This window comes from Vibrio sp. J383, from assembly GCF_023503985.1.
GTDB lineage: Bacteria > Pseudomonadota > Gammaproteobacteria > Enterobacterales > Vibrionaceae > Vibrio > Vibrio splendidus.
Window position 1 is genome coordinate 3,183,890 of the sequence record NZ_CP097293.1, and the last position, 23,584, is coordinate 3,207,473.

At 44.4% G+C, this 23,584-nt stretch carries 20 protein-coding genes; 5 read left to right on the forward strand and 15 right to left on the reverse strand.

Annotation, left to right across the window (positions count from 1 at the left end; genetic code table 11):
• Positions 1–46 precede the first annotated feature (46 nt).
• On the reverse strand, positions 47–1,429 hold the full coding sequence (gene radA / locus M4S28_RS14240) for a DNA repair protein RadA (RefSeq protein ID WP_054541846.1): 1,383 nt from the start codon (positions 1,427–1,429) through the stop codon (positions 47–49).
• A 161-nt stretch (positions 1,430–1,590) separates the two neighbouring features.
• Between radA and M4S28_RS14245 the strand changes: the two genes are divergently transcribed.
• Positions 1,591–3,939 carry a PilZ domain-containing protein gene (locus tag M4S28_RS14245; RefSeq protein ID WP_004734471.1) on the forward strand — a complete coding sequence of 783 codons (2,349 nt, stop codon included), beginning with the start codon at positions 1,591–1,593 and terminating at the stop codon, positions 3,937–3,939.
• 89 nt (positions 3,940–4,028) lie between these two features.
• On the opposite strand, the gene serB is transcribed toward M4S28_RS14245, so the two are convergent.
• The gene (gene serB, locus M4S28_RS14250; protein WP_004734472.1) at positions 4,029–5,009 is read right to left on the reverse strand and encodes a phosphoserine phosphatase; all 981 of its coding nucleotides are present in this window, start codon (positions 5,007–5,009) and stop codon (positions 4,029–4,031) included.
• A 109-nt stretch (positions 5,010–5,118) separates the two neighbouring features.
• Here serB and M4S28_RS14255 point away from each other — a divergent pair, with 109 nt between their 5' ends.
• The gene (locus tag M4S28_RS14255) at positions 5,119–5,730 is read left to right on the forward strand and encodes a YtjB family periplasmic protein (RefSeq protein ID WP_017080011.1); all 612 of its coding nucleotides are present in this window, start codon (positions 5,119–5,121) and stop codon (positions 5,728–5,730) included.
• A 258-nt stretch (positions 5,731–5,988) separates the two neighbouring features.
• On the opposite strand, the gene deoD is transcribed toward M4S28_RS14255, so the two are convergent.
• The 7 genes from deoD to M4S28_RS14290 all read right to left on the reverse strand — a co-directional run bounded on the left by deoD (position 5,989) and on the right by M4S28_RS14290 (position 13,226).
• Entirely contained in the window at positions 5,989–6,708 is a 720-nt protein-coding gene (gene deoD / locus M4S28_RS14260) for a purine-nucleoside phosphorylase (RefSeq protein WP_004734474.1), read from the reverse strand.
• A 65-nt stretch (positions 6,709–6,773) separates the two neighbouring features.
• Positions 6,774–7,994, reverse strand: a complete 1,221-nt coding sequence (locus tag M4S28_RS14265) for a phosphopentomutase (protein ID WP_029224167.1) — start codon at positions 7,992–7,994, stop codon at positions 6,774–6,776.
• Between the two features lie 76 nt (positions 7,995–8,070).
• On the reverse strand, positions 8,071–9,399 hold the full coding sequence (gene deoA / locus M4S28_RS14270; RefSeq protein WP_026012373.1) for a thymidine phosphorylase: 1,329 nt from the start codon (positions 9,397–9,399) through the stop codon (positions 8,071–8,073).
• A 111-nt stretch (positions 9,400–9,510) separates the two neighbouring features.
• Positions 9,511–10,287, reverse strand: a complete 777-nt coding sequence (deoC, locus tag M4S28_RS14275) for a deoxyribose-phosphate aldolase (RefSeq protein WP_017080007.1) — start codon at positions 10,285–10,287, stop codon at positions 9,511–9,513.
• A 523-nt stretch (positions 10,288–10,810) separates the two neighbouring features.
• Positions 10,811–12,073: a NupC/NupG family nucleoside CNT transporter gene (locus tag M4S28_RS14280; RefSeq protein ID WP_004734478.1), complete on the reverse strand. Its 1,263-nt coding sequence runs from the start codon at positions 12,071–12,073 to the stop codon at positions 10,811–10,813.
• Positions 12,074–12,277: 204 nt separating this feature from the next.
• Positions 12,278–13,090, reverse strand: coding sequence for a TatD family hydrolase (locus M4S28_RS14285; RefSeq protein WP_249632003.1), 813 nt, complete (start codon positions 13,088–13,090; stop codon positions 12,278–12,280).
• Positions 13,071–13,226: a DUF5363 family protein gene (locus tag M4S28_RS14290; protein ID WP_157936365.1), complete on the reverse strand. Its 156-nt coding sequence runs from the start codon at positions 13,224–13,226 to the stop codon at positions 13,071–13,073. Before M4S28_RS14290 ends, M4S28_RS14285 begins: the two co-directional genes overlap by 20 nt.
• A gap of 280 nt (positions 13,227–13,506) precedes the next feature.
• Between M4S28_RS14290 and M4S28_RS14295 the strand changes: the two genes are divergently transcribed.
• Positions 13,507–15,744: a hypothetical protein gene (locus tag M4S28_RS14295; protein WP_249632004.1), complete on the forward strand. Its 2,238-nt coding sequence runs from the start codon at positions 13,507–13,509 to the stop codon at positions 15,742–15,744.
• 95 nt (positions 15,745–15,839) lie between these two features.
• A complete protein-coding gene (locus M4S28_RS14300; RefSeq protein ID WP_114633970.1) occupies positions 15,840–16,553 on the forward strand; it encodes a hypothetical protein in 714 nt (237 codons plus the stop codon).
• Here the strand turns inward: M4S28_RS14300 and M4S28_RS14305 are convergent.
• The 6 genes from M4S28_RS14305 to ubiT form a co-directional block, all read right to left on the reverse strand.
• Entirely contained in the window at positions 16,550–17,380 is an 831-nt protein-coding gene (locus M4S28_RS14305; RefSeq protein ID WP_114633971.1) for a LysR family transcriptional regulator, read from the reverse strand. The genes M4S28_RS14300 and M4S28_RS14305 overlap by 4 nt on opposite strands.
• 106 nt (positions 17,381–17,486) lie before the next feature.
• On the reverse strand, positions 17,487–19,067 hold the full coding sequence (gene prfC, locus M4S28_RS14310) for a peptide chain release factor 3 (protein WP_249632005.1): 1,581 nt from the start codon (positions 19,065–19,067) through the stop codon (positions 17,487–17,489).
• A gap of 173 nt (positions 19,068–19,240) precedes the next feature.
• The gene (rimI, locus tag M4S28_RS14315; RefSeq protein WP_249632006.1) at positions 19,241–19,696 is read right to left on the reverse strand and encodes a ribosomal protein S18-alanine N-acetyltransferase; all 456 of its coding nucleotides are present in this window, start codon (positions 19,694–19,696) and stop codon (positions 19,241–19,243) included.
• On the reverse strand, positions 19,689–20,087 hold the full coding sequence (locus tag M4S28_RS14320) for a DNA polymerase III subunit psi (RefSeq protein WP_029222295.1): 399 nt from the start codon (positions 20,085–20,087) through the stop codon (positions 19,689–19,691). Before M4S28_RS14320 ends, rimI begins: the two co-directional genes overlap by 8 nt.
• A gap of 154 nt (positions 20,088–20,241) precedes the next feature.
• A complete protein-coding gene (locus tag M4S28_RS14325) occupies positions 20,242–20,745 on the reverse strand; it encodes a GNAT family N-acetyltransferase (protein ID WP_004734484.1) in 504 nt (167 codons plus the stop codon).
• Positions 20,729–21,256, reverse strand: a complete 528-nt coding sequence (gene ubiT, locus M4S28_RS14330; protein WP_004734485.1) for a ubiquinone anaerobic biosynthesis accessory factor UbiT — start codon at positions 21,254–21,256, stop codon at positions 20,729–20,731. Before ubiT ends, M4S28_RS14325 begins: the two co-directional genes overlap by 17 nt.
• 258 nt (positions 21,257–21,514) lie before the next feature.
• Here ubiT and M4S28_RS14335 point away from each other — a divergent pair, with 258 nt between their 5' ends.
• Positions 21,515–23,554, forward strand: coding sequence for a sensor domain-containing protein (locus M4S28_RS14335; RefSeq protein ID WP_249632007.1), 2,040 nt, complete (start codon positions 21,515–21,517; stop codon positions 23,552–23,554).
• Positions 23,555–23,584: the final 30 nt, after the last annotated feature.

The window sequence follows — 23,584 nt, forward strand, 5'->3', positions numbered from 1 at the left end:
AGTTAGACTGAATTTCTGCTGTATAGAGTAGCTGAAGTGAGCTCAATTACAACTCATCAAAAGCATTAATTGCTTCTGATAATTTTTTCACGCCATGGATCTGCATTCCTGGAATACCCCCTTTAGGCATGTTGGCCGCCGGAACAATCGCTCTCTTAAAGCCATGTTTAAATGCCTCATTTAAGCGCTCTTGCCCGCTCGGTACAGGTCGAATCTCACCAGCTAGGCCTACTTCGCCAAAAACCACCACATCTTTTGGTAATGCGCGGTCTCTGAAACTAGAAAGTAGTGCCATCACCAATGCGAGATCGGCACTGGTTTCGGTTACTTTAACACCACCGACGACATTCACAAACACATCTTGGTCAGCCATTTGTAGGCCGCCATGTTTATGCAGCACGGCTAATAACAGTGAAAGCCTATTTTGCTCTAGACCAACAGCAACACGACGTGGATTAGCGAGCTGGGAATAGTCCACCAGCGCTTGGATTTCAACAAGAAGCGGACGTGTCCCTTCCCACACAACCATGACCGAACTGCCCGAGGTTTCTTCTTCGCCGCGAGACAAGAAAATAGCCGATGGGTTGCTGACTTCTTTCAGGCCTTGGCCTGTCATTGCAAACACACCTAACTCATTGACCGCACCAAAACGGTTCTTGTGACTGCGCAGCGTTCTAAAGCGGCTATCGGTTCCGCCATCTAACAGCACGGAACAGTCAATAATGTGTTCCAGTACTTTTGGCCCCGCTAATGTGCCGTCTTTAGTTACGTGTCCCACCAAGAACACCGCAACGTTGTTCTGTTTCGCATAGCGCGTTAATGCTGTTGCCGATTCGCGCACCTGCGCCACACTGCCCGGAGACGATTGAACATCAGCGACATGCATAACTTGGATTGAGTCGATAACCATGATCTTAGGTTGCTCTTTTTCGGCAATCTGACAGATCTTATCAACATTGGTTTCAGAGAGCATTTTGAGATGTTCTTTCGGTAAACCGAGTCGAGAGGCTCGCATCGCGACTTGTTGCAGTGATTCTTCACCTGTGACATAAAGTGTTGGCAACTGAGAAGAGAGCTGACACATGGTCTGCAATAACAGCGTTGATTTACCGGCACCTGGGTTACCACCAATCAGAATTGCAGCGCCAGGTACGACACCACCACCGAGCACGCGGTCGAGTTCTTTGAAACCACTGCTAAAGCGAGGGACTTCTTGCAGGTTAATTTCCGATAATGTCTGAACGCTCGATTCTGTTGCCCCACCTGCATAACCACCACTGAGTCGTTCATTACGCGCAACTTGAGGTGAAGCCGCTAACCTAACTTCGGTAATCGTGTTCCAAGCACCACATGCATTGCACTGCCCCTGCCAACGTGGAAAGTCAGCACCACAGTCATTACACACATAAGCTCGTTTTGCCTTTGCCATAAAACCTCAATAATTTACTCAGTTACACAATGATGTTGTCAATTTGTGACTTATTTGACCGTACGGGTGAAAATAAAAGTTGCAGTCATACCACTTATACTTAAAGATCGATTTAAACTAGTCGATAACATAAACGTACCGTCCATTCTAACAAGAAAAGTATGCAGCAATCTGAAATTCTATCTGTAGCAGAGCGACTCATCCCAGCCTACCACGCTGAGGATTTCGACTTCCTTCTTTCTCAAATGACAGAAGGTGAATCCCCGTCTCTGAAATTGCTCGTTAAAATGGAACTGAATCGTATCATGGCTCCGTGCACAAAGAGCATTGATTTACGCGGACGTATTGACACTGAATGCCGTCAATTTACGTTAGATGGTCGTAAACACTGGCTTGATGATATTGCTTTGAACGCGTATCAACGTGGTACTAAAAAGTTTAAAGGCTATACAGAGGGCGCGTGGGAGTTAGTGATGACTCCGCGAACTCAGCCACTTCGTAATATCGTTAAAACCTCGTCTCAACATAATCAAGATCTCACTAACGCTAATAGCCCATATGAAGCGGAAGCCATTAACCTCGGTTACGACTTAAAGCGTCAAGAAAACAGACTCAAGATTAGTTCACAGGTTGAGATCACCACATCTAAAGGCCAAAGCCTACATGGTGTGACGGTTGATATCTCCCCGTCGGGTGCAAAATTCAAGGTACCGAGCGCCTTTAAGTACAACCTCGGTGAGATCATCAGCGTTAAGTTCACAGAGCTTATCGAAAAGTCGCAAGAAAACGATGTTTACCAAGCGGTCGAATTCCGCGTTCTGGGCATTGATGAGTCTTACGAGAATAACGCCGTCAAATTTTTAAGAACCATCAAGGTAAGCAATAACAATATTGTAGCCCGCTTGCTTGATGAGTCTTTGAATAGCTCAAGCAAGAAAACCAGCCATGAGAATCAAGATAGAATCATTCGAACTCGTACTCGAGGTATCGAACACACCTATCTCAAGCACACCTGTAATCTTCCTCTTTTCTTTAGCGGCAGTGAGCTAAAGCTTGCTCTACTTACGGATAACAACCATCCGCTGTGGCAATACTGGCACGATGAGCGAAACCAACAAGCATTGGGTACCCTGTTCAACGAACAACGAATGAACTTGCTGGCTAAACCTGGCGTAAAGGGAACCAGTAACGTTATTTACTCGTTTACTCATGAGCATCAAGACAAGACCTTGTTCTACTCAATGATGCTTCCTGAAGCCTCTCGAGAGCAAAGACAGTTGTTCTGGCACATCGGTGGGAAACGTAAAAGCTGGAAGGCGTTCAAGTTCTCGGTGTTCGAACTTTCAGACACCGAGCGACAAGCCTTAGCCAAGCACTCGGATACGTTAGCTCAAAGCTCAGCACAACTGACGCATTGTGGAATCTTGCAAGAGATTGGCGATCACGAAAGTGCGGCTGACTATCTATTGAGTGAAAAACCGCGCATTCCAAGCAGTGAACTGAACCGCTTCCGTCATCCGCGTTCTGTAGTGGGGAACATTCAAAGTATCTACTTCGACTCTCAAACTCGTCGTAAAGAACCGAGGTATCAATTTAAGTCACCGTTACAGCTCACCTCACAAGATGGCGCCGCGGCTAACGGACATACCTTAGATATCTCAAAACGTGGACTCAGCATTGCTCTTGAGCATCCGATGGTACTCAAGATTAATGACCCGGTATTAGTAAACTTCAATGAACTGCAGCTCTACGACAAAAACCTGCCATTAAGCACCGTGCCTTACCACGTGATTCGAGTCAGCCCGAATGGTCGCAACGTGCAGTTGGTTATCGCCGAGAACACGAAGACAATGCGTACTATCGCCTTTCTCAATGGGCTTATCGATCAAAACCAAAGCAAGTTGATTAAGAAGAAAGAGATACTGCCAACACATTCTCTGCTCGAGTCTCTACACAACATTTTGCTGAGCAAGATGGTCAGCAACCCAATATTCATTGATAAACCGGGCTCAACACTGCGTTGTAAGATCATTGGCGTAAACTTCCCTCTGAATAAACACTTAGCACTGCTCGCTAAGCTTGGCCACAACCAAAAGTTCTCACTCGAACCTATTTTCAAAGGGCACTCTAACTCGCTGTTGGCTGAACCACTGAAAAGAATTGAAGGTGCTGAACCTAAACACCATGACGTCTATATTGCTGCGGTTAAGTTTGGCGACAAGATCCAATCCGTACACACGAAGTTGGTCAAAGACTTCGCCTCGGCAAAGGAACGCATCTTATTCATCAAGAAAGCTCAGCATTTAGGTGACGTGTATGTACTACGAGTCACTACTGCACCTATTTTTAATCCGCTAACGAGTTTATTCCAGTCTGATTTAGAAGAGCTCTCACGCATCAGCATGCACCAAGCTAAGAAGCTAGAGAATGAGGTCACGGCTTTTATTGGTTATGGTGAGATAGAAGATATTACCGATGAAGTGTTGATTCGATTGGAGCTGACACGCTAGACTACAGCGGCGTCTTAACTTGAACATGAAATAGAAAAAGCAGGCTGATAGCCTGCTTTTTTGTACTCGTTATACCGCCCTAAATATGACTAAGGCTTCGCTTGCCAGCTGATTTTTTGCTGCTTAGCTAACACACCCGACAAGATGCAAAGTACCCCGCCTAAACCGGCATAACGCACAGCAGTTTGAGCTTGTTGCTCTACTTTTGGCTTCGCATGGTAGGCGATGCCTAAACCTGCAGAGCCCATCATAACCAAGTCATTAGCACCATCACCAACGGCAACAGTGTTATGCAGTTCCAATTCGTACTCTTCAGCTAACTCTACCAAGATATCTGCTTTAGTCTGCGCCGAAACAACATCGCCTAAGACTTCACCCGTCAATTTACCATTAATGATTTCAAGCGTGTTTGACTGAGCGTGGTCAAGATCAAGCGTATCTTTCAGATAGTCAGAGAAGTAAGTAAAGCCACCTGAAGCAATTGCCGTCTTCCAACCAAGCTTATTCAGAGTATTCACTAGCTCAACCAAGTCTGGCATGAATGGCAATGATTGACGCACTTGCTCCAAAATAGATTCATCCGCACCTTTCAGTGCGCCTACTCGTTGACGTAGGCTCTGTTCAAAGTCGAGCTCACCTTGCATTGCTCGCTCGGTGATTTCAGAGACTAATTCCCCCACTCCAGCTAGCTTTGCAATCTCATCGATACATTCAATTTGAATCGCTGTGGAATCCATATCCATTACAATCAAACCTGGCTTAGATAGGTCTGGGACCTCGCTAAGGCAAGCATAATCAAGCTTTAAGGCCTGTAGGATTTCTTCGTGTGCTGGTGTTAGGTTGCCTGACATCAAAGCCACTTCATAATGCCCTACCTTCCACGTATCAAGAATGGTGTTGTAAGTGCCTGTGAAAAAATCGATGTCATCGAATGATTGTGGTGATAGATACTCACCGAATACAATCCAGTTGGCTTTGGCTTTAGCGAGTTGAGAAGCGAAACGAGTCTCGGGGAGTCGAGTTAATAATGTTGTATGCCTTTTAATCGGCAGATATTTCTGAGCGTCCATGTGTATGATTCCTAATTAACTATGCTAAACGTTAACCTATTGCAATTTGAAAACGCAAGTCTCAATATGTCTTAATCATAACATTTGTTTATTTCAGGCTTCGTGAAACATGAATGAATCATTGTTCTCAATACGTAACGCTTTACGAATGCTAGCCCTCATTTTGCTGGCTACTATGTTCGTTGTAACGATTAAAAATACAGTCGTGATCAGTAAAGGTAACGAGAAGATCCAAGCAAAGCAGCTAGAAACGCTGACTAAGTTGCTTATCTCTCAGGCATCACTTTCTGCCAGTAAAGCGATCACACAGCAAGACCAAGAGCGACTGCTTGATCTCACCAATCAGCTGTCTCAGGATCGCTTGGTATTCGATACCACGATATACGATGCAGAGGGGATTCGACTGGCTTCGAGTGAAAAAGCACTCTCAGTACGCGAAGTTCTAGGCTTAGACACGCCACTTTCAACAGCAAGTATCGGCAGACAGCAATTAGTTGAACCTATCTACTCTCCAGAGAAAGCGATCATTGGATTCATTCGTGTGACCTTTGAAACGGGTAAGATGACGGCGATTTCTGATCACCATTATCGTAAAAGTGATCGCTACATGATCGGCATGGTGTTGATGGGGTTTGTCAGTGGCGTGCTGTTTGTCATGCTCATTCGTAGAAGAAAAACCAAGTCTGGTGAGAACTTGCTACTTAAGAATGCAAACTCATAAGCTTTGTCATAGGGTCTTGGGTCTTGGGTCTTGGGTCTTGGGTCTTGGAATCACGAAAAAAAACCTCGGATTAGGCAAGATGAATTATTTCGATTGAAATCACATAGCCTTCAGAATCCAAGAAATAGCGCTCAGTAATACATCATTACCAATAAAAAGCCCCGACGCTCAGGCAGCGACGGGGCTTTTTGTTATCTGTTAATTTGGCTAGCTATATTTATTCGAGAGCTAGAAACAACTTAAACCACAAAGTAACTCTTACTCTTGATCACCAAGAAGCACAGAGTCTAGTGCGATAACCATCATGTCGTTGAAGGTCGTTTGACGCTCATCTGATGTGGTTTGCTCACCAGTTTTGATGTGATCAGAAACAGTACAAATAGTCAGAGCTTTTGCGCCGTATTCAGCACACACACCATAGATACCTGCAGCTTCCATCTCGACGCCAACAATGCCGTACTTATCCATCACCTCAAACATCTCGGGATCTGGCGTGTAGAACAACTCCGCTGAGAACAGGTTGCCCACTTTTACGTCTACACCACGCGCTTTTGCTGCATCTTCTGCCGCACGCACCATTTTGTAATCCGCAATAGCCGCGAAGTCATGGCCTTTAAAGCGAATACGGTTCACTTTTGAGTCAGTACACGCGCCCATGCCAATCACCACATCACGCACTTTGATATCTTCACTCACTGCACCACAACTGCCGACACGAATGATCTTTTTCACACCAAAGTCTTTGATCAGCTCAGTCGCGTAAATAGAACAAGATGGAATGCCCATACCGTGCCCCATAACCGAAACCTTACGACCTTTGTAAGTACCCGTGTAACCAAACATATTACGAACATCACACACCTGAACCACTTCTTCTAAGAAAGTTTCAGCGATGTATTTAGCGCGTAGCGGATCGCCTGGCATTAGAACTACGTCAGCGAAATCACCCATTTCAGCATTAATATGTGGAGTAGCCATTGAAAATATCCTTAATCTCAAAACAAAAAAAGAAGAGAGAGGTTTCCCTCTCTCTTAGTTAACCATTACAGAAAGCTTGTACCGTATCCCATTGGCGATGTGCCAAAGTATGACGCTAAGCTTTGACCGATATCAGCGAAGGTATCACGACGGCCTAGAGAGCCTGCTGGAACCTTGTTACCGTAAACAATCACAGGGATATGTTCACGAGTATGGTCTGAACCCGGCCATGTTGGGTCACAACCGTGGTCTGCAGTTAGGATAAGCACGTCATCTTCTTTCATCATATCGATGATTTCATTGATACGGCCATCGAAGTACTCAAGCGCAGCTGCGTAACCGGCAACATCACGACGGTGGCCGTATGCTGAGTCGAAATCAACGAAGTTAGTGAACACGATAGTGTTGTCGCCCGCTTCAGTGATCGCTTCTTTGGTTGCTTCAAATAGCGCTGGAATACCTGTTGCTTTGGTTTTCTGAGTGATCCCACAACCTGCGTAGATGTCAGAGATTTTGCCGATTGAGTGAACGTTGCCGCCCTTCTCATCAACCAGTTTCTGAAGTACCGTCGCCGCTGGTGGCTCAACAGAAAGGTCACGACGGTTACCAGTACGTTCGAATTGACCTTTACCTGCGCCAATAAACGGACGAGCGATAACACGACCAATATTGTAGTCAGCTAGCTCTTCACGAGCAATCTGACAAAGATCTAATAGGTTTTGTAGGCCGAATGTCTCTTCATGACATGCGATCTGGAAAACAGAGTCTGCAGAAGTGTAGAAGATTGGCAGGCCAGTCTTCATGTGTTCTTCACCTAGGTTATCTAGGATTTCTGTACCCGATGAGTGGCAGTTACCTAAGAAGTCAGATAGACCAGCACGCTCAAGGATGCGATCCGTCAGTTCTTTTGGAAAGCTGTTCTCTTTGTCGGTGAAGTAGCCCCAGTCAAACAATACCGGCACACCTGCGATTTCCCAGTGACCTGATGGCGTGTCTTTACCAGAAGACAGCTCAGCCGCGTGACCGTAAGCGCCAATGATCTCAGCGTCTGCGTCCATACCAGGAGCAAAGCGACCTGTAGACTCTTTGTGAGCCATCGCTAAACCTAGCTTAGACAGGTTTGGCAGCGTTAGTGGACCTTTACGATCCGCGTTATCTGCAAGGCCTTGATCACAATGGTCAGCAATGTGACCCATTGTATCCGAACCTACATCGCCGAATGTGTCAGCATCCGCTGTTTCACCGATACCGAATGAATCTAAAACTAAAATAAATGCTCTTTTCATTTTCTTCACCAACTTATTGCTCTTTGCACCAGAACTCTGTTTATCGGTATACACGAGGTATACCGATATCTGTTATTTACACGTCTTCAGAACGAATCTGACGGTAAACATCTGGCGTTGCTGTATATTCTCCGCCCACAGTGATTGCATTTTGTAATGCCGTCGCAGCTTCTTGCCACTGTTGTTCATTGCGAGCATGAATCATTGCTAATGGTTTATCATCGCTTGCTACTTCGCCAAGGCGAATGAAGCTATCAAAACCGACTGCGTAATCAATGCTGTCTGTTGCTACGCGGCGACCACCGCCCATACCAACGACAGCCATACCAATTGCACGCGTATCCATCGCTGATACTACACCGCTTTCGAGTGCGTACACTGGTTTAACAATTTCTGCTTTTTCTAGGTAGTTATCGTAGTTCGTTACGAAATCTACTGGACCACCAAGGCCCGCTACCATCTTACCGAAGCACTCTGCTGCTTTACCGTTATCCAGTACTGCCATCAGTTTTTCACGCGCTTCATCTGAATCTTTTGCTAGGTTACCCAGCACCAACATTTCCGCACACGATGCTAGCGTGATTTCCAACAAACGTGGGTTACGGTATTCACCAGTTAGGAATTGAACCGCTTCACGGACTTCAACTGCGTTACCCGCTGAAGAAGCCAGAACTTGGTTCATGTCCGTTAGGATTGCTGTTGTTTTAGTGCCTGCACCGTTTGCTACTGCAACGATAGATTTTGCTAGTTCTTCAGAAGCTTCATACGTTGGCATGAATGCGCCCGAACCGACTTTTACGTCCATCACTAGAGAATCAAGGCCAGCAGCCAGTTTCTTCGATAGGATTGAAGCGGTGATTAGCGAGATGTTATCTACTGTTGCTGTGATATCACGAGTCGCGTAAACACGCTTGTCAGCCGGTGCTAGGTCGCCCGTTTGGCCGATGATCGCCACGCCAGCTTCTTTGGTTACGGCACCAAACACATCGTTGGTTGGTGTAATGTTGTAACCAGGGATAGATTCTAGCTTGTCTAGCGTACCGCCAGTGTGGCCTAAACCACGACCAGAGATCATTGGAACGAAACCGCCACATGCTGCCACCATAGGGCCAAGCATCAAAGAAGTTACGTCGCCAACACCACCAGTGGAGTGTTTATCAACGATTGGGCCATCAAAGTTCATGTGGCTCCAGTCAATCACCATGCCTGAATCACGCATTGCACATGTTAGTGCGATACGTTCTGGCATCGTCATTTCATTAAAAAAGATAGCCATTGCGAATGCGGCAATTTGGCCTTCAGAAACCGTGTTTTTAGCGACACCTTGGATGAAAAAGTTAATTTCTTCCGTGGTCAGTACTTCGTTATCACGTTTTCTGCGAATAATTTCTTGAGGTAGATACATTAGTGCCTCCCAAACTCTAGTGAGTATGGTGTGTAGGGAAAGAGGTAATATGGAGTGACTTAACGCCACTCCATCAAACAGACTTAATTTTTATATACCCGAATGGGTAAATTAGTATGCTGCTGGATCAGCAGTTTCGTCTGTCACTTCTAATGTATTAAGAAGGTTAGTCAATAGGCTTGAAGCACCAAAACGGTAGTGCATGTTGTCTGCCCACTCAGCGCCTAGTAGCTCATCAGCCATTGCTAGGTAAGCTTGAGCATCTTCAGCTGTACGTACGCCACCAGCTGGTTTGAAACCAACAGTTTTAGCCACGCCCATGTCACGAATAACTTCAAGCATCATGCGCGCGAACTCAGGAGTCGCGTTTACTGGCACTTTACCTGTTGAAGTTTTGATGAAGTCTGCACCTGCTTCGATACAGATCTGAGAAGCTTTCTTGATAAGTGCTTCTTCTTTTAGCTCACCAGTTTCGATGATCACTTTAAGCGTGATGTCACCACAAGCGGCTTTACATTGCTTAACTAGCTCAAAGCCAACTTCTTCGTTGCCAGCAATAAGAGCACGGTATGGGAATACTACGTCAACTTCGTCTGCGCCGTACGCTACCGCTGCCTTCGTTTCTGCAACAGCAATTTCGATGTCGTCATTACCATGAGGGAAGTTAGTTACAGTCGCGATGCGTACTTCTGGAGTACCTTGCTCACGCAACGCCTTCTTAGCGGCTGGGATGAAGCGAGGGTAAATACAGATTGCAGCGGTGTTACCAACTGCAGTCTTCGCGTCATGACAAAGCGCCACTACTTTTTCAGTAGTATCGTCATCATTTAGCGTCGTTAGGTCCATAAGTTTAAGTGCACGTAGAGCTGCTGCTTTTAAATCGCTCATTTCTATCTCCGATCAATATATTCAAATAGTTAACTACTTCGCCACCCATCCAGTATAGATGGATATTTTAGTAATGCTCAGTAGTCACAAATGAACGGACTTGGTTCCCTGAAGACTTGATAACTTTCGCTATCAATTGCAATCCTTGTCACCGCACAGTACCAGTTTGGTCTATGGCACAACAAATCAGTCATGTTGTGTCTAACATCTATAGCGTATCGCTAAGTTTGGCTTAATCCCAGAAGAACAACCTTTAGATAAATCTAAGCAGTTACTTTCTTGCCAACAAGAGACATCCTGTCCCTTAAGCTTATACATTATAGGTATCCATCAATAAATTGTAGTGCTCCTTAGAACGCAAACGGTTTGTATCTCAAAAAAACATTCTAGACCTATTTTCGACTCCAAGCATTCACTCATGCTAATGCTCAAAATCACTAGGCCCAAAAACAAAAAAGCCCCGCAGCAATTTCTTGCTACGGGGCGATATTATTATGGCGTCTATATATCGATTTCTAACTGATTAGAAAGATAGGAAGAAGCCAGCAATTGTTGCTGCCATCAGGTTAGATAGAGTACCAGCTACAACCGCTTTAACACCCATACGTGCGATGTCGTGACGACGGTTTGGAGCAATACCACCTAGACCACCTAGAAGAATCGCAATTGAAGAAAGGTTTGCGAAACCACATAGAGCGAACGAGATAATTGCTTGAGTCTTAACAGACATTACTTGACCAGTCGCTTCAACGATTTGAGCGTTGTCACCGATGTATGGTACGAAGTTTAGGTATGCAACGAATTCGTTAACAACTGTCTTCTGACCAATGAAAGAACCAGCAATAGTTGCTTCTTCCCATGGAACACCAATGATGAATGCTAACGGTGCGAAGATCCAACCTAGAAGAAGTTCTAGAGTTAGGTTTTCCATACCGAACCAACCACCGATGCCACCTAGGATACCGTTGATAAGAGCGATTAGACCGATGAATGCTAGTAGCATTGCACCAACGTTAAGTGCTAGTTGTAGACCAACTGACGCACCGCCAGCAGCTGCATCGATAACGTTAGCAGGCTTGTCGTCGCCACCGTCGATGTCTGAACCTAGGTTCTCGTCAACTTCATCAGTTTCAGGCTTGATGATTTTAGCGAATAGTAGACCACCAGGTGCTGCCATGAATGACGCTGCTACTAGGTACTCTAGAGGTACACCCATAGATGCGTAACCCGCTAGTACACCACCAGCAACAGATGCTAAACCACCACACATTACTGCGAATAGTTCAGAGTTAGTCATTTTAGGAACAAATGGACGAACTACTAGAGGTGCTTCTGTTTGACCAACGAAAATGTTTGCTGCTGCAGACATTGACTCGGCGCGAGAAGTACCTAGAGCTTTCTGAAGACCACCACCAAGAACCTTGATTACAACTTGCATCGCACCAATGTAGTAAAGTACAGAGATAAGAGCAGAGAAGAAGATTAGTGTTGGTAGAACTTGGAATGCAAAGATGAAACCGATACCGTCAACTGAGAAGTTAACAAGGCTACCAAATAGGAAGCCAGTACCATCTTTACCGTAGTCGATCACGTTTGCTACACCAGCAGAGAAACCTGCAAGTAGATCACGACCCCAAGGGATGTAAAGTACGAATGCACCAAGTGCGAATTGGATAGCAAAAGCGCCACCCACTGTTCTGATATTAATTGCTTTGCGGTTGTCGGATAGTAGTACTGCGATTGCAATCAGTGCAACCATTCCGACGAGGCTCATAAACAGGCTCATAGTTTATGACTTCCTTATTAGTTATTTATTGGCGTGTTACAAAATGGGGCTATAAAGCGGAGGCAATTATACTCATGCGACCACTAATAAAGTAATGCCGTCCTCACACTTTCGTACAAGATTCATGTACCATTCACACGCAAATGTGAACCAAATCACAAGCTCAGTGCAATTTACGCAAACGATAAACAAAAACCTTCGATTTTATTCACATATACCGAATGCACGATGGCTATTTTGCCAAATTTGCGCTGCAACCGATTGCTTTGGCTCTTTTCTAAGCAAAAATAGTTCATTTAAGATCGTAACTAAATGTTTGGAATGATTAACATTTCCTTGGTTTCCATGCATAGGCATGTCCGGAGCATCCGTTTCCAATACCAAGCATTCAAGAGGCAGTTTTGCGATGGTTGTGCGTGTTTTTTGTGCTCTTGGGTAAGTAATCGTTCCACCGACACCAATATAGAAACCGAGCTTGATCCACGCCAAAGCTTGCTGTTCACTCCCTGAAAAACCGTGAATCACCCCACCAAAAGTGAACTTGTGCTGCTTTAATAGCTCAATGAGTCGGTTATAAGACTTCCTCTCATGGATGATCAAAGGCAGCTCAAATGCCTTCGCTAGCTCCATTTGTTGGATGAAAAAGCGTTCTTGTTTCTCCCGCTCGACATCGACAAAAAAGTCGAGACCACACTCTCCTATCGCAACACATTGACCGGTTCTTGATGAGAGTAATTGGCGAAGCTCTGAGAATTGCTCGTCATTGGCTTGCTCTAAAAAGTAAGGGTGGAAACCTAAGGCGTAGTAAACATTAGGGTAAGATTTGGCGATTTTATCGAGCTTCGACCAGTTACTTTGGCCAATAGAAGGAATAAGAATCTTCTCGACTTGAGCTTGTTTCGCTTCTTTAAGATAGCTATCAATACTTTGATCCGGTGTAAAACCTTGCTCAAACGCCTCAAAATCCGCATGGCAATGAGTATCAAACAGCGGAAAGTCACTTATTTGCTGTGTCATCTTCCCTACTCTCTGTTTGTTTCCCTTGGGGATCACGACGATAAGCAACACAACTGCGCTTGTTCTCAGGCGTTAAACCAAGCTCTTCACACCACTTGTCGTATTTCTTAATCCAAGCTTTTATCCAACTGAACATACTTACCTCAAGCCTCTGAAATTAAAACAACATGCTCTAATCCGCTTATATCCACACAAACTCCTAGAGAGCCAAATCATAAATAAAAACAACAACTCTACACATACAAATAATAATTAAGTTCAATAAGTAACCTATAAAAGATAAATGTATAAATCAAATTTATACATCAACACTAGCTGGCTATATTGTTGAAAATCTCACCACAGCAAATAATAAACGCACTTGCCAAGGAGGCATTGATAGCAAGACGCTCCATTAAATAACGAGATCCTACTTTATGAAAGCATCACTCTTAGCCATTACAATTTCTAGCGTGTTAGCTGCACCCACTTTTGCTGCACCTTACCAAGTTGACGTTGAGCTAGCCAACCAACAAACACTTCAGCTTATTGATGGACAAATGAAAGCTGTTGATGCTTCTGTTCAGTATAAGTTAAACGAACAATACGCCAATGCAACGCCAGGCACTACGGCAACATTAGATGACGTAGCCTATGAAAAACAATCAAACGGTACTTGGGCTGCTGTTGGTGCAGCTTCGGCTGCGTTGGTTGCAGGGCTGTTAAGTAGTTCTTCATCTTCCAGTTCATCTGACAACGGTAATACAATCCCAGAGCTTCCAGTCACTACTTCAATGGACAGTGTTGGTACATGGAAAGTCGCGGATAATGACAGTGGATATATTGTGACTCTTGCAGGGCAAGAGGTTTATGTTGACTCAAGCAATGTGACACTTAACAACGATGGTACAGCAACCATTGTCGTGAACGATCGCAAACTTATAGTAGGAATCAATGGAGACGAGCTTTACCGAGTAGATCAAGTTAGCCATCCAGACTTAGATATTCCTGATTGGGGCGATACACCTGACTTTGGCAACGGCATTATCGGTGAGGGTTGGACTCGTGTAGACATTGGCGCGGGTGTTCAAGACTTCTATCGCTTTGAAAAAGTGACTGAAGACGGTGTAAAAACAGTTGAAGTTAACGACCAGCGTAAACACGATGGTGGTGTTCATATTAGCGTTAATGGTGGTGACTGGAAACACTTTGATGGCTCCAAAGTTGCCGCTGCTAAAGACTTCATCGATGAACATCTACGTCCTGCAGACATGCCTCAGCTTTCAGATCCAGAATACGGTAACGGCATTGTCGGTGAGGGTTGGACTCGTGTCGACATTGGCGCGGGTGTTCAAGACTTCTACCGCTTTGAGAAAGTGACTGAAGACGGTGTAAAAACAGTTGAAGTTAACGACCAGCGTAAACACGATGGTGGTGTTCATATCAGCATTAATGGTGGTGATTGGAAACACTTCGACGGTTCTAAAATTGCTGCAGCTAAAGACTTCATCGATGAGCACCTAAAACCTGCTGATATGCCTCAACTGTCTGACCCAGAATACGGCAACGGCATTGTCGGTGAGGGTTGGACTCGTGTCGACATTGGCGCGGGTGTTCAAGACTTCTACCGCTTTGAGAAAGTGACTGAAGACGGTGTAAAAACAGTCGAAGTTAACGACCAGCGTAAACACGATGGTGGTGTTCATGTCAGTATTAATGGTGGTGATTGGAAGCACTTCGACGGTTCTAAAATTGCTGCAGCTAAAGACTTCATCGATGAGCATTTAAAGCCTGCTGATATGCCTCAACTGTCTGACCCAGAATATGGTAACGGCATTGTCGGTGAGGGTTGGACTCGTGTCGACATTGGCGCGGGTGTTCAAGACTTCTACCGCTTTGAGAAAGTGACTGAAGACGGTGTAAAAACAGTTGAAGTTAACGACCAGCGTAAACACGATGGTGGTGTTCATGTCAGCATTAATGGTGGTGATTGGAAACACTTCGACGGTTCTAAAATTGCTGCAGCTAAAGACTTCATCGATGAGCACTTAAAGCCTGCTGATATGCCTCAACTGTCTGACCCAGAATACGGCAACGGCATTGTCGGTGAGGGTTGGACTCGTGTCGACATTGGCGCGGGTGTTCAAGACTTCTACCGCTTTGAGAAAGTGACTGAAGACGGTGTAAAAACAGTTGAAGTTAACGACCAGCGTAAACACGATGGTGGTGTTCATGTCAGCATTAATGGTGGTGATTGGAAACACTTCGACGGTTCTAAAATTGCTGCAGCTAAAGACTTCATCGATGAGAACCTAAAACCTGCTGATATGCCACAAATCGACGCCCCTGCGAAGCCAACTATTTCTGCTGGGTTAGAAGGTGACAACATTGTTGTAACGGTAAATGGTAAATCTCATACGACTGACTATATAGCTGAAGCTGATGACCGTGGTGTCGTTCACATCAAAGATCGCCACGGAAATATTGTGGGTGAAGGCTACATAGATGAAGTAAATGGAACAGTCACTTTTGGGAACGGTATTGTTATAAATGACCGAGGTGATGTAACACTCCCTCCAGCGGTTAAAAACAACGTAAAAGACAGAGTGCAATCTATCGACCCAACCAAGCTACAGAAAGCTAAATCCGCTATTCAACAACGTTTACGCGGTTAATCTAAAACCAAGTTAAATCCTCTCACCCGATAATAGTGAACGCTATTATCGGGTGTTCTACTCACTAGCTAAGGAAAGCGATTCGGAATTTGAATATGAAACGCCTTCTATTAATACTTGCTTCAACCTTCCCTTTTTACTCATCTGCAAATGACACCCTTATTGAATCTATTGAGCGTTTTACTGATATTTTTTCCGTCAGCTTATCTCAAAATCCAGACAACGAGAAAACAGTTGCCACTCTTGATATAAATTATCAAATCAATGATAAGTTGCGTGTTTTTGGAGAAGTTGATACTCAAGAATACTGGCAAGCCGGTGTTGGCTACTCTTTCTGGCAAGGCGATACGTACTACACTGAAAATACGGTAAAAGTCAGTGAGCATGAAATCACAACGGGAATCTTTGCCGCGAAGCTAATCCATGAACAATGGACATTAATCGGAGATCTTAATTACAACTACATGGATAGAGATTTCGATGCTTGTCTTCCAAACTTATGCGTGGAATATAGAGCCTCTGATACATTCGATTATAGCGCTGGCGCTCTGTGGAGCCCGATTCAATATGCTGATTTTCTTTACAAATTCAACCAAGAAATCGGATTCAAAAAAGATACCCAAGACTTTTACATTAAAGATGGTACCGCTATAGGGCCTGGATATATCAGAAATGAAACTAGAACCAACATCCACTATCACGAGGTAGCTATATTCCTTAACTTGAAGTATGTAAAACCGTCCGTGACCTACACGATATACCCTGAAAATAAAAACTATGTGGAATTCGGTTTAGCCTTCGATTTCTAACTATTTAATAAGTGTTTAAGCTCATTTCGCAACTCTTGATGCTGCCCATTAGTTTGATACTTCTTGTGATAGAAAAACTCAAACTCCACCGGGCGCATCGCAAATGGAGGTTCATGAATTTGTAAACCGATGGTTTTAGCCAAATGGATCATGCTAACCGGAACCGCAGCAATATAGTCAGTTCCTTTTACTGCTAAGATCAAGTTAGTTAGATTTCGAACTTCAATTGCCACATCACGTGTGAAGCTCTTTTCGGAAAGAAAGTCGACTATTTGAGTATCTTGACGAAGTAACTTTAAGGTTACATGCCGTGCTGCAAGAAACTCATCCATGGAAATCTGCTCACCAAACTGACTAACCTCGGGATCGCTCATCAATAACAGTCTATCTGTTGTCGCAAATTCAGAAGATAAGCTAGCTTGTTTCGGTAAACCGGTATCTACCACTAAATCGACTCTATTTAACCGGATATCTTCAACGACGTTATCAACGGAAATTGGTGATTCGACTAATTGGACACCATGAAGCATTGGCATTTTATGTAATAAGTTAGCTGGCATATAAACAGTAAAATCACGCTTTCTTGATACTGCACCTTCCATCAACTCTAAAGCATCAGATAATTGACCAGCCAATTTGTGAGCCATTGAGGTTGGCTCTATTGATCGCCCTACTCTTACGAACAACGCATAGCCAACAACCGCTTCAAACCTCTTGATTGCAGCACTGACCGCAGGTTGAGTTAGCTCTAACGATTCGGCAGCTTTGGTTATCGATCTTTGTTGATATACAGAGAGGAATGGCTTTACTAAATTGAGATCAAACACGCTTTACTCCATCAAAACGGTGTACTCTTAGTGTAACAAAAAAGCCGAATGCTAGAAGCAATTCGGCTTTATTATTATCCAACAATGTTATGTGGAACTGTCGCTATTAGTGCTCGCGCGTCGCTCGGAACTGAACGTCAGGGAAACGTTCAGAAGCTAGGTTCAAGTTCACCATTGTAGGTGCGATGTAAGACAGGTTATCACCACCATCTAACGCTAGGTTAGCTTGGTTCTTACGTTTGAACTCTTCTAGTTTCTTCGCGTCATCACATTCAACCCAGCGAGCTGTTGCAACATTAACACCTTCGTAGATAGCTTCTACGTTGTATTCCGCTTTCAAGCGCGCTACAACCACGTCGAACTGAAGTACACCAACCGCACCAACGATCAAATCGTTGTTCTGCATAGGACGGAATACTTGTACTGCGCCCTCTTCAGAAAGCTGAACCAAACCCTTTAGAAGTTGCTTCTGCTTTAGTGGATCGCGTAGACGAATACGACGGAATAGCTCAGGCGCGAAGTTTGGAATACCAGCGAACTTCAAGCTTTCGCCTTGTGTGAAGGTATCGCCAATCTGAATAGTGCCGTGGTTATGCAGGCCGATAATGTCACCAGCATACGCTTTCTCTGCGCGAGAACGGTCACCCGCCATGAAGGTTACCGCATCAGAAATACTTACGTTCTTGCCAGTACGAACATGATTCATCTTCATACCTTGGTTGTAAGTACCCGAAACGATACGCATGAATGCGATACGGTCACGGTGTTTTGGATCCATGTTTGCTTGGATCTTAAAGACGAAGCCAGAGAACTTCTCTTCTGTCGCTTCAACATCACGCTCATTTGCTTGACGCGTTTGAGGTTCAGGAGCCCATCGAGTTAGGCCGTCAAGCATATGGTCAACACCGAAGTTACCTAATGCAGTACCGAAGTAAACCGGAGTCAACTCGCCAGCCAGGAACAGTTCGCGGTCAAACTCAGGGCATGCGCCGATAACCAATTCAAGCTCTTCACGAACACTGCTCGCCAGATCTTCGCCAACAGCTTCGTCTAGTTCAGGGTTATCTAAACCTTTAATGATGCGAACTTCTTGGATCTCATGGCCGTGGCCAGATTCGTACAAGATCGTTTCATCACGATGAATGTGATAAACACCTTTAAACTCTTTACCACAACCGATTGGCCATGAGATTGGAGCACAAGCCATACCTAGCTCGCTTTCCACTTCATCAAGCACTTCCATTGGGTCACGAACGTCACGGTCAAGTTTGTTCATAAACGTTACGATTGGAGTATCACGTAGACGCGTTACTTCCATCAGTTTACGAGTACGATCCTCGACACCTTTCGCAGCATCGATAACCATCAAACAAGAGTCAACCGCTGTTAGAGTACGGTACGTATCTTCCGAGAAATCTTCGTGTCCTGGAGTATCGAGTAGGTTTACTAGGCAATCATTGTATGGGAATTGCATTACCGACGTGGTTACCGAAATACCACGTTCTTTTTCCATCTCCATCCAGTCAGATTTAGCGTGCTGGTTAGAGCCACGACCTTTTACGGTACCCGCTTTTTGAATTGCGTTTCCGAATAAAAGAACTTTTTCAGTAATCGTGGTTTTACCCGCATCCGGGTGAGAGATAATTGCAAACGTTCTACGTTTGCTCACTTCTTGTTGGAAAGACATAGTCGCCCTTTGCTGATCTAAAGCGTAAAAAGGGCAAGTAGATAATACTTGCCCTTGAATTCTGTGTGCGGATTATACAGAAAGCGAGTCACTTTCTAAAGGGTCAGTTTACACCCTATTTTGTGGCTAATTCTGTGGTTAGTTATCTAGTCGGCTAAAAGACGTAACACGCCCTAACTAAACGACATAAAAAGATAGCTCATAATGATCGCATCTTCGTTGCCTTGCTTGGTTGGGTAATAGTTACGACGACGGTCAACTTCATTAAAGCCAGCCTTCTCGTAAAGATTAAAAGCATTCACATTACTTTCGCGAACTTCCAGCCAAGCACTTTCCGCGTCAGCTTGTTCACACATATCGAGAAAGTGCTCAACCAAAGCCTTGCCGTAACCTTTACCTTGCTCCTTAGGGTCAACCGCTATCGTCAGCAAAGTCACTTCACCGACAATGTTCTGAGCATAGAAATAGCCGACAACCTTTCCATCGACTTCTAAAACACGGTGGCTGCCTCCACGGCTATTAAGATCACGAATCATGTTTTCAGACCAAGGATGAGAATGCGCGGTCTGCTCAATTTGCCAAATAGCGTCGAGGTGTTGTTCTGAAGTGGGTAATAATTGATTAGTCATAAGCACAAATTTGTTGCCATAAGTCGCGGCGATGTTGGTTATTACCGTTAATGTCAGACAGTAATGGAGATTGAAGTGTTTTTGCCTTCAGTTCATGGGCAGATTCGCAACCAGCAAACCATACCCATTCAACCGAACCTAAATCCACAGCAGACAAGTGTTGTGGTTGAAGGTGTAAAGCCTGAGATAAGTCGAGCTTGATACTTTTAAGTACGCGTTCAAACATCACAGCGAGATCTTCCTGAGGTTTTTCAGGCGAAACCAGTAGCAACTTACAGTCGCTCGATAGCGGAATCAATTCAGATTCGTAGCCAACCAAACGCTCTGGGTGACTAAGCTCCCATTGGCTGATGCCCATCTCTTGCAGGTATTGTGCGTGTGTTTGTGACATATCTAGCGGTGTAACCTTAGGTTTGTTGGTATTGCTCTTCTTAGAGCGAACTGAAAAGGAGCTCATTGGGGCTGATACTAACAAAAAATAAAGGAGCATCAAGCTCCTTTATTTAGACTAAATCAGTTTGTATCGGATTACGTGGTAAATCAGCTTATAAGTCGTTGAACTCTGGGCTGTAAGCAATCTCACCAGAATGCCCAGCAAACACACCTTCTACCAACTCAATCGCTTGGAAAGCACCTTCAGGTACATCCCAAACACAACTCAGGCCAAACTCGCTCGCAGCCTTAAAACCAAAGCGGCCGTAGTAAGCAGGATCACCAAGCACAACACAGGCTGGGTAACCGAAATCTACCAATGTAGAAAATGCGTCTTCAACCAGTGATTTGGCAATACCTTGATTGCGGTACTCTTCTTTCACTGCGAGAGGCGCAAGTCCCTGCCAGTTATGATCGTCACCATGGAGAGTGATAGGGCTAAACATCAGGTGACCAACCACCTCGCCCTCATCAGAACAAGCCACCAGCGATAGCGTTAAATGGCTATTCTCACGCAAGCTCATAACCAAATTAGCTTCTGCATCTGTTTCAAAAACAGATTTCAATAAACGATCAATGACAAGTATATCTGCCGGTGCTTCAGTTCGAATAAGCATTCATTACCTCACTTTGTGTATCTGGGGATTGTACTCCCTTCTGCACAAAATCAGCTAATTGATTTAACAAAGTTTTCATAGGAGTCGGCAATACGTCTAAATCTACGCTATCCATCAAGTTTTTGACTTCTAAACCAAGCTCTGTATCGCCCTCAATAGACAGTCTACGTTGAAAGAAAAGCGTATCTGGGTCTTCTTTACGCCCGGCAATCAGCACAAGATCGTTAAGGTTTCCGCTAAAGCTTACATCTTCAACAACCTCGTTATCAGCTACAACTAGTTGCTCATTTTGATAGCTAATACACCAACTTAACCCCATATCTTTTATTGAGACTTTAAGCCACTTGTCTTCTAAGAATTCAAAGTCACCGTCCTCTAAAGCTTCCTTAAAGACATTCTTAAGCGCCTCCAATAAGGCTCTTTTTTGTACTGTTTTAGGCAATAACTGGACTGGAGATCGCAAAATTGATGCGGCATTTTGAACTAGTTGAGTGCGAATCTTGTTTATCACGTGACTTATCCGTAACTTTGTCAATAATATGGAATGCATCATAGATGATGTTGAAATCTCAGTTACTGTTATGTATCAAATTAACTTCGGTTTGATACTCGACCTTTAATATCCTGAAAATCACAGTTATAGTAACTCAGGTCATGAGAATTACAGCGGATCGCTGCACTCACAGGTAAATATCGATAGCCACACAAAAAGTAATAAATATTTATCGATAGTGAATATTCAAGCTCTTGGAGAATTGGTAGTACTTTGATGCCTCCCCAGCAACTACAACATTGGTTTACCCAGCTAACAGCAAACAGTCCGTTCTTTTTTGCGGTACTTGACGCCCAACATAACTATTTTATGGTTAATGAGCGTTACTGCGATATTGCTGGTTTGAGTAAAACCGAGCTTGCTGGCATGAATGACCGCCAAACATTAGGTGAGCAATTCTACCAACACCTTAAGCCTTACTATGAGCGTGCATTCAATGGTGAAACGATTGAGGCTGAAGTCACTCTCAACGAAACTAACCTCGATACCAGCCTTCATTTCAGTCTATCTCCGCTGACGAATGGCAACAAAACCGACTACATTGTCTTTCATGCCTTCGACACATCAGAAAACCAAGTACTTGCCCGTTCTTTAGAAGAATCCGAAGCGAAATTCCACAAGCTATCTCACCTACTCCCTGACGGATTACTGTTAGTTGAAAGTGACTACATCTTGTCATCAAACCCAGCAGCAGCACGCTTGCTCGGCTTTAACTCCACCACCGAGTTAATTGGCGAAGAGTTGGGACGATTATTCATCGATGAACAAACCAAAACAGTCTTCAATAATAACCTGAGTTCTATTATTTCTGAGTCTGGTTTGGTTTGCTTAACGGGTGCCCGATGCGGATTTGAACGTAAGGTTCAACTCAACATCGACTCCACCACTATTCTTGGAAGTAACACTCAGCTTGTGCTTATCCAAGATGCACAAGAGACCACAAAGCAGTATACGCCTGCAAACAGTGAAGATGCCTACATCGATGCACTGACCAAGCTCTACAACCGAGTTGGGTTCACCAAACGTCTTGAGCAGTTCATTCAAAACGATACGCCAGTTGTGATGCTCTACTTAGATATTGATAACTTTAAGAATATCAATGATTCACTAGGTCATCATATTGGCGATAAAGTGATTAAAGAGGTTGCTTCACGCCTAAAACGTTTACTGCCTCGTCAGGCCGTTATTGGTCATTTAGGCGGGGATGAGTTTGGTATTATCCTGCCAGAACCTGAACATCAGCGAACGCCTGAAATGCTCGCTGAAAAGATCATTTCCCTGATCAATCAACCCTTCGATCTTCACCACTTTAGTAAGCGCTTAGCCTGCTCGATTGGCAGCGTGAGCTTTCCTCAAGATGGCACCGATGCTCGTATCTTGCTGCAAAATGCAGACACCGCAATGTATGAAGCCAAAGATCGTGGACGTAACCGCCTGATCAAGTTCAACGAACAGATGAACAAAGAAGCGCGTATGCGATTGTGGTTGGAGATAGAGCTACAAAAAGCACTGCAACAGAATGGACTTGAGGTTTGGTATCAACCTAAGGTCAACGCGCGTGATTTCACCATCAACGGTGCAGAAGCGTTAGTGCGCTGGAAGCACCCAGTAGAAGGCTACATCAGCCCTGCCGCATTTATCCCTGTAGCGGAACGAGCTGGCCTTATTGAACAACTTGGCCGAGTGGTGATGCGTGAAGTATTTGCCACGGTTAAGCGCTGGAAGATGCAAGGTATCTTGCCAGGTAGAGTGGCTATTAACTTGTCTCCAGAGCAATTTGGTAACCCGAAACTGATTGATTACGTTGAAAAGTTACTTCGTTCAACAGAGCTTGACCCTAGTGCTATTACGTTTGAGCTGACAGAAAGCGCGGTGATGAGTGATAGTGAACACACACTTCAAATGCTTAACGCTATAAAGAAACTCGGCTTTGCTTTATCTATCGATGATTTTGGTACGGGCTACTCTTCTCTGTCTTATTTGGCTCGCTTCCCAATTGATGAGCTTAAGATTGACCGTGCTTTCATTTCTGATATCGATACGCTACCAAAGCAAATCACTGTGATTGAAAACATCATCAACCTAGGTAAATCTCTCGATTTAACTGTAGTGGCAGAAGGCGTCGAAACCAGTGAACAAGCGACGCTTCTATCAAACCTCAACTGTAGTTCAATTCAAGGCTTCCACTTCTATCGCCCACAACCGAAACAAGACGTCGAAGAGCTGTTTGCCCAAAATCGTCGCCATAAGAACTAGTACACGATTCAACTATCACCCTGTCAAAAG

Coding starts and splice junctions, on each gene's coding strand:
- radA (WP_054541846.1), bottom strand. CDS start 1,429: ATGGCAAAGGCAAAACGAGCTTATGTGTGTAATGACTGTGGTGCTGAC.
- M4S28_RS14245 (WP_004734471.1), top strand. CDS start 1,591: ATGCAGCAATCTGAAATTCTATCTGTAGCAGAGCGACTCATCCCAGCC.
- serB (WP_004734472.1), bottom strand. CDS start 5,009: ATGGACGCTCAGAAATATCTGCCGATTAAAAGGCATACAACATTATTA.
- M4S28_RS14255 (WP_017080011.1), top strand. CDS start 5,119: ATGAATGAATCATTGTTCTCAATACGTAACGCTTTACGAATGCTAGCC.
- deoD (WP_004734474.1), bottom strand. CDS start 6,708: ATGGCTACTCCACATATTAATGCTGAAATGGGTGATTTCGCTGACGTA.
- M4S28_RS14265 (WP_029224167.1), bottom strand. CDS start 7,994: ATGAAAAGAGCATTTATTTTAGTTTTAGATTCATTCGGTATCGGTGAA.
- deoA (WP_026012373.1), bottom strand. CDS start 9,399: ATGTATCTACCTCAAGAAATTATTCGCAGAAAACGTGATAACGAAGTA.
- deoC (WP_017080007.1), bottom strand. CDS start 10,287: ATGAGCGATTTAAAAGCAGCAGCTCTACGTGCACTTAAACTTATGGAC.
- M4S28_RS14280 (WP_004734478.1), bottom strand. CDS start 12,073: ATGAGCCTGTTTATGAGCCTCGTCGGAATGGTTGCACTGATTGCAATC.
- M4S28_RS14285 (WP_249632003.1), bottom strand. CDS start 13,090: ATGACACAGCAAATAAGTGACTTTCCGCTGTTTGATACTCATTGCCAT.
- M4S28_RS14290 (WP_157936365.1), bottom strand. CDS start 13,226: ATGTTCAGTTGGATAAAAGCTTGGATTAAGAAATACGACAAGTGGTGT.
- M4S28_RS14295 (WP_249632004.1), top strand. CDS start 13,507: ATGAAAGCATCACTCTTAGCCATTACAATTTCTAGCGTGTTAGCTGCA.
- M4S28_RS14300 (WP_114633970.1), top strand. CDS start 15,840: ATGAAACGCCTTCTATTAATACTTGCTTCAACCTTCCCTTTTTACTCA.
- prfC (WP_249632005.1), bottom strand. CDS start 19,067: ATGTCTTTCCAACAAGAAGTGAGCAAACGTAGAACGTTTGCAATTATC.
- rimI (WP_249632006.1), bottom strand. CDS start 19,696: ATGACTAATCAATTATTACCCACTTCAGAACAACACCTCGACGCTATT.
- M4S28_RS14320 (WP_029222295.1), bottom strand. CDS start 20,087: ATGTCACAAACACACGCACAATACCTGCAAGAGATGGGCATCAGCCAA.
- M4S28_RS14325 (WP_004734484.1), bottom strand. CDS start 20,745: ATGCTTATTCGAACTGAAGCACCGGCAGATATACTTGTCATTGATCGT.
- M4S28_RS14335 (WP_249632007.1), top strand. CDS start 21,515: ATGCCTCCCCAGCAACTACAACATTGGTTTACCCAGCTAACAGCAAAC.